Here is a 16642-nt window from a genome sequence, read left to right as displayed (position 1 = left end):
CCTATTTTTATTATACCAGGATTACTTGGACTTTGTCGACAGTCTGAAAGGGGCTTTTGCCCCTTTTTTTAATCCAAAGCTCTCATGGCTTCATTTGGAGAAAGCTTTGATGCTGATTTTGATGGTAAATATATAAATAAGACTGAAATCATGTAAAAAGATAGCGAAGTTATAAATAATTTTAAATAAGGAATTTGAAAAGTTGCTCCACTATCTTCAAATAACTTTTGAAAAATCAAATAACTTGTAAAAATTCCTGCTGAATTTCCAATAATAAGCCCGAGAATTATAATAATAGATGATTCTATAAAAAAAGATAAAAATACCATATTTTTTGTAAAGCCTATTGCCTTTAGCATTCCTATAACTCTTCTTCTTTCATTGACAGCTTTCATCATTGTAATTGCAATTCCAATAATTCCTATCATAAGTCCAAAATATAAAAATGAATTAAATATACTAACCATTCCTTGAGATGCTTTTAATCCTAAATTAAGTAAATCGTCTACAAAAATGTAAAACTGATTTTTCTTTTTAAGATATTCCTCTACCTGCAATTTATATTCAGGATAAATTGAAAAAAAGAAACCATGAACTGCATTTTTTTTATACTTTTCCAACTCTGGGTTCTTTAAACTTATTACAGGTCCCATTGCAAGTGTTTCACTTATTTTTGAAGTTATTGCTACTATTTTATAGGTTATAGTGCTTTCTGATGAATTTAATGTTTCACTTTTATTAGGGCCAAATGTTTGAGCTGGTATATATGCAGTATAAGTCTTACCAAGTTCAAAATTGTAACCATATTTTGGATCAGTTAATCTTTCAGGCATTATAGCATAATCTGGATTATTATAAATTTCTAACCATATTTCATCTTCTGAAAGCCCTTCAAATATACTTTTTTTTATTTTTATCTTATTTTTTGTAAAAAATTCTTTTGAACCAAATACTATTCCATAATCATTATTGTTTTCATGGACTACTATAAAGTAAAATTCTCCAACATCTTTAATACCTTTTATACTTTTTAAATCTTTCTTTGATATTTTAATAGGCAAAAGTGTTGTAGGCATTTCAACAACAACTCCGTCAAATCCTGCAAACAAAGAATCTCTAGAACTCTTTAAATGCTTTTGTTGGATGTATGGAAGTATCGTTAAAACTACTATTATAAATATAACCATACTATATAAAGTAATAATTGCTCCTGTTCTTTTTCTATTCCTCATAGGATATGAAAAAGCTATTTTCAATATGGGCACAAATTTTCCTTTCAATTTTATTAATTTCAATAAAAATATTTCTATAAATTTTAAGTTAAATGTGACAATCATAATCGCAGAAAGAAGTATTAAAAAACTTTTTATTCCCAACATAATAAAACTATCTATTTTTAATACTAAGGAAATTAAAAATATTAAAATAGATAATATATTTTCAATAACTATCTTATATTTTCCAAATTTACCCTTTTTCTTTTTTTCTTCTAAATCTTTAATAGCATTTACGATATTCAATTTACCTATTGAATATGAATACCAGAATGTTATTGTCAAAGGAAGAAATACTCCCACTACAACTCCAATTAATATAGAGTTTAAAGATATATAGTATGCATTAATTAAAGGAATTTCTCCTATTATATTTTCAAAAGATGATAATTCCTTAAATAACGAGGTTACTTTTGAAAAAGTTAATCTGGAAATCAACAATCCAGTCACTATACCTAATGGTATAGAAAATAATGTATAAAATATACTTTCATAGAATATTACATTTCGTATATCTCTTCTTTTAAATCCTATCGCTCTTAATACTCCTAGCTCTCTTTTTCTTTCACTTATAAGCATTGAATACATATTTGTTATCAATAGTCCACCAGAAATTATTGAAAATAGACTTAAAGCCAAAAAGATATAAGATACCCCTCCACGATCAACAGCTTTTATTTGATTTGACTTTACCGGTATAAATTCAGCTTTTATATTCATTTGTTCATATATTTTTTTTACTTTATCTGTTAATTTATTTCCTTCAATAAAATCACCTTTATTTGAAATTAAAATCTGAAAATAATGATTTTCCGGAATCCTTGAAATTTTTCTCCCTGCATTTAACGTAACGAACACCGTTCCTATACCATTATTCGCATCCAAACCCCTATAATTTAATATACTCTTTAAATCTATAATTTTTATAACTTTAAAACTCCTGGGAAATAATAGATTTATCGGTGATGCTCCTGTAATTATTTCTATATATTCTCCTTCTGAAACTTTAAGTCTTTCAGCTAATTTTTTAGTAATTATAGCTTCAGTATCTTTTAAATTTAAAAATTCGGGTGGGACTTTAATTTTATTTTCTCCAAAATTTTCTATTAAAGAATAATTCATCCCAACTATACTTGCCTGAGATAATTCAGAAATTTTCAACCCTCTAATATTTCCTTTTTTTGTTACAGGAAACAACTTAAAATAAATAGGAATAACACCATCTATCAAATCTTCTTTTTCTAATTTTTCTATAAATGGTTTAATATCATCATAATTTATACTAACCTTTGAATTTATAACTTCATCAATTTCACCAAAATACAAATCAACGCTTTTATATATATAATTTTTAAAGGAATCATTCATACCTAATGACCCTATAATGAATGCAGTACCTATCATTGACCCTAAAATCATTAAAAATGATTCTCTTTTTATTCTAAATATATTTCTAAAGGATATTTTCAAAATATGGGGACTAAAAGATGCTTTTACAAAAAAGAATACTAAAATTACTACTATTATTAATAACAATATAATAACCATGAGATCACCTCATTTCATTCAGATAACCATCCACTATCCATTTTCAGAATTCTTTGAGTATATTCTGTAATTCTAGGATCATGGGTAACAATAACAAATGTTTGTTTATTTTTTTCATTTAATTCTTTTATTAAATTCATAATTGTTATTCCTGTTTTTGTATCAAGAGCTCCTGTTGGTTCATCAGCCCATATAATCTTTGGTTCCGCAACAAGAGCTCGGGCAATTGCTACCCTTTGTGCTTCTCCACCACTTAACATATTGGGAAAATTTTTCATCCTATCTTTTAATCCCACTTCTATTAACATTTGTTCTGATTTCTCTCTGGCCTCTTTTTCATTATAACCAAGTATTAATAAAGGCAATTCAACATTTTCCACAGCATTTAATACAGGTATTAAATTAAAAAATTGAAATATAAATCCCATATTTTTTGCTCTAAAAGTTGTTAATTCATCATCCTTTAAAGAGGTTATATCAACATCGTTTATAATAACCTTTCCTTCTGTTGGCTTATCTATTCCAGATAAACAATTTAAAAGTGTAGATTTACCAGAACCAGATGGCCCTAAGATAGAAACCATCTCACCATTTTTAATTTCCAGATTTATTCCTTTCAAAGCATGAACCTCTGCACCTTCATTTTTATAAATTTTTTTTAAATTAATTGTTTTTATCATAATTTTTACCTCCTGCTATAAGTGCACATCTGCGGTGTTACACGCTACCACGGATATTTGATGATATGTAGTCAAACTGCCTGAGTGAATTTGAGACTTTTTAGACAGCCTATAAACTAATACATTACATATTCTCTAATATAATTATAACACTTTTATAATAAAAAATTTAACATAACAAAAAAATGAGAAGGCTTTTGCCTTCTCATTTTTTTATATTATATTTTTAATTCATCCAATCCTTTTTCGATTATTTCCTTTGTATCTCTGGCTATCATTAATTCCTCATTCGTCGGCACTACCATAACTGTTACCTTTGAATCTTTTGTGGAAATAATCTTTTCTTCACCTCTTATTTTATTTGCCTCTTTATCAACTTCTATTCCTAAATATCCAAGATAGTTTTCAATTATTTCTTCTCTCATTATAGGTGAATTTTCACCAACACCAGCAGTAAATACTATTGCATCAACACCGTTCATTGCAGCAACATATGCTCCAATATACTTTGCAATTCTATATTCATATATATCAAATGCCAATCTACATACTGGATCACCTTCAATTGCATTATCTTCAATATCCCTCATATCACTACTAAATCCTTTGGTTAACCCCAATACCCCACTCTTTTTATTTAAAATATTAACAACTTCTTTTGCGGATAAACCTTCTTCTTTTTCCAAAAATTCAACAATTGCAGGATCAATATCACCACTTCTTGTACCCATTACCAATCCTTCAAGCGGAGTGAACCCCATCGATGTATCTACAGAAACTCCATTTTTAACAGCAGCAACAGAAGCTCCATTACCAACATGTACAGTTATAATTTTCAATTCATCATATGGTTTTCCTAAAATATCTGAAGCTCTCTTAGCTACATATCTATGACTTGTTCCGTGAAAACCATATCTTCTAATTTTGTATTTTTCATAATATTCATAAGGTATTGCATATAAATATGCTTTTGATGGCATTTTTTGATGAAATGCTGTATCGAAAACTCCAACCTGTGGTACGCCTGGTAATAATTTCATTGCAGATTTAATTCCCATTATATTTGCAGGATTATGTAAAGGCGCAAGGAAAGATAGTGCTTCTATGGTTTTTAACACTTCATCAGTAATTTTAACTGAAGATGCAAATCGTTCCCCACCATGGACAACTCTGTGACCTACTGCATCTATTTCTTTTAAATCTTTCAATACACCATATTTTTCATCTGTTAATAAGTCTAAAACAAGTTTTAATCCTACTTCATGATTTGGAATTTCATGTTCTAAAATATGTTTTTCGCCATTTACTTTATGAACAATTCTTGATCCATTTATACCTATTCTTTCAACTAAACCTTTTGATAAATCTTTTTCTGTTGTCATGTCCAATAATTGATATTTTATAGAAGAACTGCCTGAGTTGATAACGAGTACTTTCATTTTCCTTCCTCCTTTTGGAATTTTTATCATATTCATTATATCAAATAAATTTTTAAAATACAAAACAAGTTATTTTTGTTTAGATTAACTCATAAGTAAATGAAAAGCATTAGAGTAAAAAATTAAATATTAAGTTAATAAAAACAACCATTATCAATAAGAAATTTTTTTCGTGAAAAATTTTTCATATTATATAATCAAGAGAGATTTTTATACCTAATCTAAAATAAATACGCATATATGGCTGGAAATCACTCATATACGGCTTGTTTTATTTGGTAAAAAATTTTAAAATTAAAATGAAGTTATTTTATCTGAGGAGGGTGCTGGCATGAGCTTATTTGAAAATGCATTGAAACAGTTTGATAAAGCATGTAAAGTAATGGATTTAGACCCAAATTTACAAGCAGTACTTTCAAAACCAAAAAGAGAACTAACAGTTAATTTTCCTGTAAAAATGGATGATGGTTCAATAAGGGTATTCACTGGACACAGAGTTCAACACAATATTGCTAGAGGACCTGCTAAAGGTGGAATTAGATATCATCAGGATGTAACTTTAGACGAAGTTAGAGCTTTAGCTTTCTGGATGACTTGGAAATCTGCTGTTGTTGATATCCCATATGGTGGAGGTAAAGGTGGAGTTACAGTAAATCCAAAAGAATTATCTGACGGAGAATTGGAAAGACTATCAAGAAGATTTTTCTCAGAAATACAGGTAATTATAGGTGAAGATAGGGATATTCCTGCACCAGATGTAAATACCAACCCACAGGTAATGGCATGGTATATGGATACTTATTCAATGAATGTTGGACATTCTGTACTCGGTATTGTTACAGGTAAACCTTTAGATATAGGTGGTTCTAAAGGAAGAACTGAAGCTACAGGTAGAGGGGTTAGAGTATGTGTTGAAGAAGCTACTAACTACTTAAGAGACAAAGGTGTATTTACAAAACAAAATGAGCAATTAACAGTTGCTGTCCATGGTTTTGGTAATGTTGGTACTTATGCTGCATTATTGACAGCAGAAGAATTAGGTATGAAGGTTGTAGCATTCAGTGATAGTTCAACAGGCGTTTATAAAGAAGATGGATTCACACCAGATGAAATAAGAGATATTATGGATTATATCTCTGCAAGAAAAACCAGATTAAACGATTACGATGGAGAAGTTAATTTCAAAAAAATTACAAATGATGAATTATTAACTTTAGATGTTGATATTTTAATTCCAGCTGCTATTGAAAACGTTATAACAGAAAAGAATGCTAAGGATGTTAGAGCTAAATTAATAGTTGAGGGTGCTAATGGTCCTATTACTCCTGAAGCTGATGAAATATTAAATGAAAAAGGTGTTTTAATTGTTCCTGATTTCCTTGCAAACTCAGGCGGAGTTACAGTATCTTATTTTGAATGGGTACAAGGCTTACAATATTACTTCTGGGAATTAGAAGATGTTAGAAATGCATTACACAGAAAAATGAAAGATGCTTTCTGGTCAACTATTAAAACTATGGAAAAATATAAAACAGATATGAGATCTGCAGCATATGTTATTGCAATTGAAAGAGTTGCAACTGCTACAAGATTAAGAGGAATATATCCATGATTAAATGCCCCAAAAGGGGCATTTTTTATTATTATGATATAATATATAATAAATATTATTTTCTGGAGGAATATCATGGATATAAACGATATTAAAATTTTATTTAGGGGAGAAAATGCACACTTCACAGAGGATTTGAAAATTTTTTCTGTAATGGTTCCATTGCTTAAAATAAATAATAAACTTCACATTCTATTTGAAATAAGATCAGATAAATTAAGTCAGCCCGGAGAAGTTAGTTTACCTGGTGGAGCAGTTGAAAAAAATGAAGCTCTCTATAGTGCAGGAATTAGAGAATTAGAAGAAGAGGTTGGAATCACACATGAAAAAGTTGAAAAAATCGCCCAGTTAAATTATTTTTCAACACCATTTAATTTTATCATTTATCCATTTTTAGTATATATTAAAGATTTTAAAAACTCCGATCTAAAACTTAATTATGATGAAGTTTCTGAAATTTTCTTTGTCCCATTGGATTTTTTTATAAATTATTCTCCTTTAAAATATAAAGTTGATGTAAAAATGGTTCCTCCTGAAAATTATCCCTATCATTTAATTCCGAACGGAAAAAATTATAATTGGAGAAAGGGTTTTTATAAAACCTATTTTTATATATATAAAGATAAAATCATATGGGGATTAACAGCAAAAATTATTTATAATTTCATAAAAAAGCTCCCTTAACGGGAGCTTTTTATATACCAGTTATATACCAGCTGCTACATTCAATTCAAAAGATAAATTATTAAAATCAAAAACATCTCCAAAATCTGCTGTATTACTTTTAACAGAAACACTTAAATCCAATATATGCAAGTTGATTCCAAAACCGGTATTTAGTGACCAATAATCAATCTTATTACTTATATCTAACCAAAATGGGATAAATAATAAGTTACCATCAAAATTAATTCCCCAATCTAAACCTTTACCAAAATAATATTGCAAATGTGGAGTTATATCAAAAATCATATTAAATGTATAAAAGAAAGAAATATTCATAGGTAAATCTAAAGAAACATCAGGAAAAACCTTAGAAGATAATTCATCAACCATTTCTAATGTTGGTGTTCCTTGATTAGTTTCAACATTCATATTGTCAACTAATATATTACCAGTGGCACTTAAGGTATATGTATATTTCATTTCTGCATTTTTTATAACGATATCATTTATAGATATTCCCCATTTGTTATATTTATTTATATAACCGAAACTCATCTTTAATCCTGAATTTTCCCCAAGAGTGTTTGAAATATCTTCATCAATTTTTGGTCCATAATAATTATCAGAGATTAAAGATTCCAAGGATTTTAAAGAACTGTAAACATCACCATTTATATTATAGTTTATCTTTAAAGTAGCATCTTCAATATTTGAAGTTTGATTAAAATCAACATTACTTTTTATAATAGCAATGGGTAAAAAATTGGAAAATGATAAACCAAAAATAGAATTTTTGCTAACAATGGATAAATAATTTGTATCAGTAAATATAATATTTGAATTTAATATTCCTTCTCCATTTAAATCAACAATTTCTCCATTTTCGACATTTCCATATGACAATAATTTCATTAAATCATTTGGCAAAGCAACTTTAGTATTTGTTTTCAAATCAAAGATTTTTGCATAAGATAAAAACCATAAATGTATCTTCCCAAAAGCTGAAGCATCTGCATTTAAATTTATTGGTAATGGTTCTTCATTCAAATTATCATAAATATCATTAAAATCAATAATAATTTCATCCTTGAACAAATCTCCAAAATTAATAAATGGCTGAATAAAATTAACGTCACCAGATACCCCAATATCTATAAGGTTTCTCGTACCATAATCAACCAATGCTGGATTAAAAGAATAATTCCATGGTTTATTGATATTCGGGTTTGCGAAAGATAATACACTGAGAATAATAATTGTAAAAATAAGTAATTTTTTCATATTATTCACCACCTTTTAATAAATCAGCATTTACATCTGTTTGAACTTCTACCCAGGCATTTATATCTAAAATTCCACTATCCATAAATTGCTGTAATTTGTTTGCGGGAATATAACCTGTAAAATCAATATAATAAGGATTATTATTTAAAATTTTATCAATATCTGTTTTTGTAAATTCAATGGATATGCTATTTTCTCCTGATTTTAATTGTATGATTTTTTCATATAATTCTTGATTATTTTCATTTTTACCAATTAGTTTTAACCCTGGTGTTAATCCTGTTGTATTATTATAATTGAGATGCAAAATCAATTTTCCATTTCCCCCTATTAAAGGCTCTATAGGTATTTCAGATTTATTTTCTCCAGGTTTTCTTCCTAAAATGTCTTTTTCTCCATTTATTGTTACTAAATTAATATCTTTTGTAGATGTAAATGAAAGAGGTATTGTAAGCTCTATATTGAAATCAAATACAAAATTGCTTAAATCCTCTAAAGATACATTGAGATCACTTGATTTTATTGCCATATATACATTTTCGCCTTTAAACACAGTTTTTAAAAATTCTGTAATATCTTTGTTTATTGAGGTCTCATCAAATACTACATCTGTTGTTGTGGTTTCTATAGTATTATTAACAGTATAGGTTGCAATTAATGTAATATAATTATTTTCATTCACTAAACTATCAGGTATAGTTCCTATAATTTTTGCATCAAAACCATTAATATCAATATCATTTAAGGTTAGTGTTGTATCTTTAGAAATAGGTATTTCAAAGTTCAAAGGATCTGATTCAGGTATAATATCCTTGCTTATTGGTTTCACAGATGCATCAAGTTTATAATCAAGATTAATAGTTGCTGATAATGTATAAGTACTACCCAAAGTTAAATAGTTAGTCGGATCAGATATGTTTATAGTAACAATATTATTAGTATCATCATAATTTGCAGGTGATGCTTCAAACTCAAAATTTAAAGGCTTGTCTAAATCTATTGTTTTATCGGTTAATGAAACTTCATGAGTATTGCTATTTTCCATTACAAAAGTATCATCAATATCAAATTCTGGAATTTTTATAGAGACGTTTATACCTACAGGTAATTCATTATTCCATTCAATATTAATAGCGGAAGTTCCTGTAAAAGTTATGGAATTCAATAAATCCTTTGCCTCAGAAGGGAATTCAATTGTTTGAGTATTGTTAGTATTTAAATTTTCATCTGTTTGAATTTTAGCATAGCGTATTTTTGGATTTTTTAACTCAATATTTGCAGTTAATGTTGTTCCCAATGCTATGCCATCACTTGATGATATTCCTATTTTGTCAATAGATATTGTTGCAGAAGGTTCTCCTAATTCTAAGTTTATTAAATCAATTAAAGCTGAGCCTTCTGGTGAAACATTCATAGAAGTATTAGTTGTATCATATGTTAGAGTTCCACTAATACTTGTGAATTTTGCATTATCAAGAGTAATTTCAATATCTCCATCACCAAATATTACTTTTTTAATATTTGAAGGAAGATTTATATCTTGTGTAATATTTGATGTAATAGTTGCTTCTGATATAGATAGATTATCAAGTGTTGGTGAAACAGATAAAATGTTTCCAAAATCTAACGGATTTGATGAAAAATCTATAGTCATTTGAGTAATATTTAATGTAGCATCATCTGTTCCTGTTAATATCTTATTGCTTAAATCTACGGTTATTTTTCCTGCAGATGTTAAAAGATTAATATCCTCATTTTTAGTTTCTAAAACACCTGTAATACTTGTAAAACTCCCTGTATTCAGCGCAGCATTAAGAGCTCCTGTTTTGAATTTAACACTTTTAATATCGTTAGGTAAATCTATTCTTTGTTTTATGGATTTATTTAAGGTCACACTTGTTATAGCGGGTTTTTCTAGAGAAATATTAGCAGTTAATGTATTTGTATTTAACCCGATTTCTCCAAAATCTAAATCCAGCTTTTCAACAATTATTGTTGCATCTTTTGTTTCTTTTCCAGTAAGAACTAAATTATCCATATTTAATATAGCGCCATTGTTATTTAATTCAAATTGTTTTTCATTATCTGATGTACCATCATTGTATACCATTTTTGCAACAATTGAACTGACGATTGTATCTGTTATGTTTAAAGAAATATTTCCTCCAGAAAGAGATACGATTTCAATATCATCAGGTAAATTGATATTTTGTGTATTGTTAACAACGACTCCTTTTATTTTTTTTACAGTAATTTCTGGAGTGATGGTAATATTAGGAGATTTTGTGAAATCAATATTTGATTTTTCATTATCATTGTTTGTAAATGTAGAATCAATAGTAAATTCAAATGATCCATTTGGTGGAAGAGATTTATCCTGAAATGTTAATTTGGAACTTGCGTTAAATATTCCATGGGTTAATTCGATGCTTTTTGTTGTATCATATTTATATAATACAGTAGCTTCAAATTCTGTTTTTACATTTTGCCATTCAGCAGGTAATTCTATATTAATGTTAAAAATCCCATCAATTGTAATTGTAGAGAATGACGTTGTTCCCATATTTGGATCAATAGTTTGAGAAATATTTTTTGTTGCAGAAAACTCAATGCCCTCTGCTGCTTTTATTTTTGTACCAGCAGAAAAGCTTAAATTATCAGCTGTAAGGGTTCCGTTATTTCCACTACCTGAGGTTATAGTAGCTCTTAGCGTAATAGTTGCACCATCTGAAATAGAATTATTTGAAAGATTAAAGGTTAATTCCCCAGAGTCATTAGTAGATAATGATAATGTATCACTTGTTATTACAGAATTATCTGGATTTGTTATAATTCCATCAACCTTAACACTTGCAGAATCATCATTATTTGTTACATCTAAAGTTAAACTTCCTGTTGAAAAAACAAGTTTTGAAAATGAACCATTAGAACTTATTTTGTCTGATGTTGAGGTACCATCATTAGTACTGCCATGAACAGGGATTGATAATGAAATATTTGGCAATTGAACACCAGCATCATTCACATCAATTTCCCCAACTGTTATATCTGGATTCGAAGCTGCAGGATTTAAATCTGGAACATTTACATCTATATTTTGTGGAGTAAAATCAAAATCTGGAACATCTACATCTATACCATTTAAAGAATCAATATTTGGAACATTGATTTCAACAGGAGAAATATCCCCTATTTCCGGTACAGAAATTTTCTGTGTTATTGAAGTACTAAATGCATCAATTTTTTCAAAAGACTGACTCATATCAACATTTAATCCCGTTGCATATTTTATGGTTTTTACACCATCATCATTAGGACTAACTATAGCACCTGATAATATTTTTGTTATATCTTCATCTTTGATAAAGTCATTTAATGTAATGCTTGTAGCTGCTACGGGAACTCCTATTTTCGGTTTTGCTTTAACCCTTATACTTTTAACACATGAAGATAACGATAAAAGCAGAATAACTACCAAACCAATAATAATAATTTTCTTCATAATCCCACCTCAACTTTTTATAATAATTTTTTTCAATATATTTTCATTAAAATATTTAGACGAATATAATAGCATTTTTGTTCTAAAGTTAATAATAATTAAACTTTTATATTCATTACAATTATACCATAAAAAGTTAAAAAAATTAAATCTATATGTTATAATTATATTTGAGGTGATGCTACTATGAAAAATAAAATGCTTATATTATTTTTTATAATATTATATATATCAGCTTTTTCATATGTAAAATTATATAATGGATGGGAGTATAGATGGGAGGATGAAAGCGCGTGGCATGAATATAAAACTCCTGGTGTTCCAATAGAAAATAAAAATAAAATGCTCTATTTAAGATATAAACTACCAGATGTAAAACTAGATACACCTGCAATATATTTAACAGGCATATTTGATAATTCCAGTATGAAAGTGGAAGATACACTTATATATAACACATTTGCAAAAAGTTTTTTTAGCCCAAAAAGTATTTTTAAAATACCTGAAGATTTTCAGAATAAATATTTAATCATAAAAGTATCTTCAAAAAGAAGAGATGTTGGTTTTTTTGGAGAATTTTTGCTTGGAAATGAAATAGAATTATTAAGACATCAGATTTTTGTGGAATTAGATAAAATACTATTGGTTGTTTTTAGTTTTTTTATTTTGATAATTTCATTTATTTTATATCTATATTTTCTTATTTTTCAAAGGTCTTCAGAAATAAGAAAAGCCCTAATTTATCTAGGAATTTTTTCTTCGGGTATTGGAATATTTATTTCTGGTCAAACTCAGACATTTAAATACTTTTTTTCAAATTACATATTCTGGGCATACATGATGGATGTTGGAAAATATCTTTCTCCAATAGGTTTAATGGGTTTTTTTTATAATATATTTGACTATTCTACAAAAAAAATTATAAAAATTTTATTATATTTTCATATAATTTATTTTTCTACTATCAGCATAATACAGATTGCAAATGGCTTTGAGTATAATTATTATGTTGATTTTTCAACTATATTATATTTTGCAATGTTATTGGATATTATTATAATGATATACAATATATATATCGGTTATAAACTTAAAGATTTTAAAGCTTACATTTTTTCTGGAGCTATAATATTGGTTTCTTTTTTTGCTATATATGAAATAATGGGTGATTTAAGAATAATTAAGTGGCAAAGGCCTCTTATTCAATGGTCAATATTTTTCTTGATAAATTCAATGATTTTACTCATTTTAAAAAACATAAAAGAGTTAAATTTAGAATTGTCTGTAAAAAATAAAATATTAGAAAGTTGGAACAAAGATCTCGAAGAGATCATATCAAAAAGAACAAAAGATATAAAAATTTTACTTGATAATTCAGGAGAAGGTTTTTTCAGTTTTGACAAAAACTTCATTGTAAAAAATGAATATAGCAAAGAGTGTATCAGAATTTTTGCAAGAAATATTGAAGGTATAAATGCTATAGATTTATTATTTGACACAAAAGATAAAGATTTTGTAAAAAGAGTATTTGACGATGTTTTTAATGAAAAAGATAAATTTAAGAAAGAGGTTTATCTATCTTTTTTACCTTCAGAATTAAAAATAAATAATGGATATTATGAAGTTTTCTTCAAATTCATAGATCATGAAGAAATAATCATGGTAAAGCTCAAAGATATCACAACTGAAAAGAATTTACAATTAAAAATCAATGAGGAAAAAGAAAATCTGGCTAAAATAGTAGAAATAATTAAAAATTATGATACTTTCGTATTAAATATAACTGGAATTAAAAAATTAATCAAATCACTATTAAACATGGATATAAAACACTATAAAACTTTTTTTGGTGAAATTCACAATTATAAAGGTATTTTCTCTCAATTTTATTTAAAAAATATCGCCCATCAACTTCATGAAATTGAAAGTAAAATTTTAAATAATACTTTGCAAAAAGATGCTATTAAAAAGCTGGAAAAACTATTAAATACAGAAATTTCAAATATTCAAAAAGAATTAGGACATAAAATTGATGAAGATATTTTAAAAATACCTAAAATAAAAATACTTGAAATTGAAAAAGAGTTAAAACAACATTTTGATAAAAATCATCACATTATAAAAGAAATCGAAGAATTGAGATATAAAAATTTATCTCAATTGATCAAACCGTATCTCCTATACACAAAAGAACTGGCTAAAAAAGAAGGAAAAACTATTAATGAACCAAAATTAATTGAAAGGGATATAATACTGGTTGATCCAGAAAAATATTTTTCTTTGATAAAATCCTTGATTAATATTTTTAGAAATATCATATCTCATGGAATCGAAACTCCTGAAATGCGTATTGAAAAAGGAAAAGATGATTTTGGCAATATTGAAATACATTTATATAAAGAAAATAATAATATAAATATAATTATAAAAGACGACGGAGCAGGTATAGATTTAGATAAATTAAAAGTTATTGCAAAATCCAAAAATATTAAATATAACAATAAAGAAGATCTATTGAATCTTATTTTTATGGAATTTTTAACTACTTCAGAAAAAACAACAGAGATTTCTGGCAGAGGTATTGGTTTATCAATTGTAAAAAAAGAGGTAGAAAAACTCGGAGGGAAAATTTATGTTAAAAGCGAATACAATAAAGGTACTTCATTCCATATTATAATCCCGGAAGTGATATAATGACTAAAATTTTGATAGTTGACGATGCTCCATTTATTAGAAATCAGCTTAAATTAATATTAAAACCATTGAATTTTAATATTATTGAAGCTTCTGATGGGAAAGAAGCTATTTCTGTATATAAAAAACACAAACCAGATATTGTAACTATGGATATTTCAATGCCTGTAATGGATGGAATCAAAGCTTTATCTGAAATAATAAAATATGATCCCAATGCTAAAATTATAATGGTTACAGCTTTAGGACATAAAATGCGAGTCCTTGAAGCTATTGAAAAAGGTGCTTCATATTATATAGTAAAACCTTTTGATAAGGAGAAAGTCATTGAGTCCATACTAAAAGTATTAAATAAATAAAGTTCATATTGACCTGTACAATAATGCTTTATAAAAAAACAAGCAGGATATTGCCTGCTTGTTTTTAATATTTATCTATTTCTTCTATAATTTCATACAATTCATTTACAACCGAATATACCAGACCTTCATCTTTCCCTTCTGCCATTATTCTAACTTTATGTTCTGTCCCTGATGGCCTTACGACTAATCTAAAATCAGGAAGAGATGTATATTCTTTAATTTTCTCCTTTAATTTTTTACTTTCCATAACAGACTTTTTATCCTTCACAGAAATATTTTTTAATAACTGAGGATACTGCGGAATTTCATTTATTAATTCATTTATATTTTTACCAAAAAAAGTTAATGTTTCCAACGTTTCCAAGGCTGTTATAATACCGTCTCCAGTTGTTGCTTTATCAAGAAATATAATATGCCCTGATTGTTCTCCACCCAATTCCGCATCTGACTCCAGCATTTTTTCTAATACATATTTATCTCCCACAGCAGTTCTAACAAGATTAATATTATGCTTTTCCAAAAATTTTTCCAGACCGAGATTACTCATAATAGTTACAATAACAAGATCATTATTTAATCTATTTTGTTCTTTTAATTTCAATGCATTAATAGCCATTAATTTATCCCCATCAATCAAATTTCCATTTTTATCTATAAATAAGCATCTATCTCCATCTCCATCAAAAAGTATCCCTAAATCATAACCATCATTTTTAATTATATTCGATAAAACTTCTGGATGTGTAGACCCGCATTTTTCATTTATATTTAATCCATCAGGGCTATTAAAATACACATCATAATTTAAATCAAAAGCCCCGAAAATTTTATCAATTAATGCTCCTGTAGCGCCATTTCCTACATCTATTGCTATTTTATACGGAACATTATCCATATCGTAAGAGGATAGTATATATCCTATATATTTATCCTTTAAATGAGAAGAATTCATTTTGCCAATTTCTCCATATGGAACATATTCAGGTTGTTTTTCTAAAATTAAATTTTCTATATCTATTTCATCATCATCTGAAATTTTAAATCCTTCTGCTAAAACTTTTATTCCATTATAATTAGATGGATTATGTGAAGCCGATATCATAACTCCAAGAGTTTTTTCACTTTTAGTTAAATAGGCTAACGCTGGTGTTGTTATTATTCCACAAAATTCAACATCAAGTCCTGCAGATAATGCCCCAGCAGATAATGCTGCTTCAATCATTTCGCCAGAATTCCTTGTATCTCTTGCTATTAACAGCTTTTCATATTTCCCTGCATACATTCTTCCTAAAGCATTACCTATTTTATATACCAAATCAACAGTTAATTCTTCATTCACAAGTCCTCTAATACCATCGGTACCAAAAAGCCTTTTCAACTTTAACACCTCCATGTTTTTCTTTAATACTTAGACCGTCTAAAAAGTCTCAAATAAAACGAAGACTCGAAGATTGCCCTTAAAATTATGAATGTAAGCCGTCAAAATTACACGGATGTGATTTTGAGCGAAACAATACACGATGTATTGTTTGAGCGACGGCTGAGAATGAATAATTTTAAGGATAATCGCTGTCTGAGTGA

The 16642-nt window shown here is 27.5% G+C and carries 10 protein-coding genes; 4 read left to right on the top strand and 6 right to left on the bottom strand.

The window, feature by feature from the left end:
- Positions 1–68 precede the first annotated feature (68 nt).
- The 3 genes from X275_RS04110 to ackA all read right to left on the bottom strand — a co-directional run bounded on the left by X275_RS04110 (position 69) and on the right by ackA (position 4941).
- Positions 69–2822, bottom strand: a complete 2754-nt coding sequence (locus X275_RS04110; protein ID WP_047267669.1) for an ABC transporter permease — start codon at positions 2820–2822, stop codon at positions 69–71.
- A gap of 14 nt (positions 2823–2836) precedes the next feature.
- Positions 2837–3502, bottom strand: a complete 666-nt coding sequence (locus tag X275_RS04105; protein WP_047267668.1) for an ABC transporter ATP-binding protein — start codon at positions 3500–3502, stop codon at positions 2837–2839.
- Positions 3503–3720: 218 nt separating this feature from the next.
- Positions 3721–4941, bottom strand: coding sequence for an acetate kinase (gene ackA, locus X275_RS04100; protein WP_047267667.1), 1221 nt, complete (start codon positions 4939–4941; stop codon positions 3721–3723).
- Positions 4942–5272: 331 nt separating this feature from the next.
- Between ackA and X275_RS04095 the strand changes: the two genes are divergently transcribed.
- Both X275_RS04095 and X275_RS04090 read left to right on the top strand, forming a co-directional pair.
- Positions 5273–6553 (top strand): Glu/Leu/Phe/Val family dehydrogenase, encoded by a 1281-nt coding sequence (locus X275_RS04095; RefSeq protein WP_047267666.1) that lies wholly within the window; start codon positions 5273–5275, stop codon positions 6551–6553.
- 75 nt (positions 6554–6628) lie between these two features.
- Positions 6629–7237: an NUDIX hydrolase gene (locus X275_RS04090; protein WP_047267665.1), complete on the top strand. Its 609-nt coding sequence runs from the start codon at positions 6629–6631 to the stop codon at positions 7235–7237.
- A 21-nt stretch (positions 7238–7258) separates the two neighbouring features.
- On the opposite strand, the gene X275_RS04085 is transcribed toward X275_RS04090, so the two are convergent.
- Both X275_RS04085 and X275_RS04080 read right to left on the bottom strand, forming a co-directional pair.
- On the bottom strand, positions 7259–8500 hold the full coding sequence (locus X275_RS04085) for a hypothetical protein (protein ID WP_047267664.1): 1242 nt from the start codon (positions 8498–8500) through the stop codon (positions 7259–7261).
- A gap of 1 nt (position 8501) precedes the next feature.
- The gene (locus tag X275_RS04080; RefSeq protein WP_047267663.1) at positions 8502–12005 is read right to left on the bottom strand and encodes a hypothetical protein; all 3504 of its coding nucleotides are present in this window, start codon (positions 12003–12005) and stop codon (positions 8502–8504) included.
- 186 nt (positions 12006–12191) lie between these two features.
- Here X275_RS04080 and X275_RS04075 point away from each other — a divergent pair, with 186 nt between their 5' ends.
- Together X275_RS04075 and X275_RS04070 are read left to right on the top strand one after the other, a co-directional pair.
- Positions 12192–14699 (top strand): ATP-binding protein, encoded by a 2508-nt coding sequence (locus X275_RS04075; RefSeq protein ID WP_047267662.1) that lies wholly within the window; start codon positions 12192–12194, stop codon positions 14697–14699.
- Positions 14699–15058, top strand: coding sequence for a response regulator (locus tag X275_RS04070; protein ID WP_047267661.1), 360 nt, complete (start codon positions 14699–14701; stop codon positions 15056–15058). The genes X275_RS04075 and X275_RS04070 overlap by 1 nt, the downstream gene beginning before the upstream one ends.
- Positions 15059–15122: 64 nt before the next feature.
- Here the strand turns inward: X275_RS04070 and glmM are convergent, their stop codons facing one another.
- A complete protein-coding gene (glmM, locus tag X275_RS04065; protein WP_231588285.1) occupies positions 15123–16448 on the bottom strand; it encodes a phosphoglucosamine mutase in 1326 nt (441 codons plus the stop codon).
- Positions 16449–16642: the final 194 nt, after the last annotated feature.

The sequence above is a fragment of the Marinitoga sp. 1197 genome, from assembly GCF_001021165.1.
GTDB lineage: Bacteria > Thermotogota > Thermotogae > Petrotogales > Petrotogaceae > Marinitoga.
The sequence above is the reverse complement of the archived record's forward strand: the minus strand, read 5'-3'. Positions and strand labels throughout refer to the sequence as shown.

Excerpts from the sequence above, each read along its gene's own strand:
- X275_RS04110 (WP_047267669.1), bottom strand. The coding sequence starts at position 2,822 with ATGGTTATTATATTGTTATTAATAATAGTAGTAATTTTAGTATTCTTT.
- X275_RS04105 (WP_047267668.1), bottom strand. The coding sequence starts at position 3,502 with ATGATAAAAACAATTAATTTAAAAAAAATTTATAAAAATGAAGGTGCA.
- ackA (WP_047267667.1), bottom strand. The coding sequence starts at position 4,941 with ATGAAAGTACTCGTTATCAACTCAGGCAGTTCTTCTATAAAATATCAA.
- X275_RS04095 (WP_047267666.1), top strand. The coding sequence starts at position 5,273 with ATGAGCTTATTTGAAAATGCATTGAAACAGTTTGATAAAGCATGTAAA.
- X275_RS04090 (WP_047267665.1), top strand. The coding sequence starts at position 6,629 with ATGGATATAAACGATATTAAAATTTTATTTAGGGGAGAAAATGCACAC.
- X275_RS04085 (WP_047267664.1), bottom strand. The coding sequence starts at position 8,500 with ATGAAAAAATTACTTATTTTTACAATTATTATTCTCAGTGTATTATCT.
- X275_RS04080 (WP_047267663.1), bottom strand. The coding sequence starts at position 12,005 with ATGAAGAAAATTATTATTATTGGTTTGGTAGTTATTCTGCTTTTATCG.
- X275_RS04075 (WP_047267662.1), top strand. The coding sequence starts at position 12,192 with ATGAAAAATAAAATGCTTATATTATTTTTTATAATATTATATATATCA.
- X275_RS04070 (WP_047267661.1), top strand. The coding sequence starts at position 14,699 with ATGACTAAAATTTTGATAGTTGACGATGCTCCATTTATTAGAAATCAG.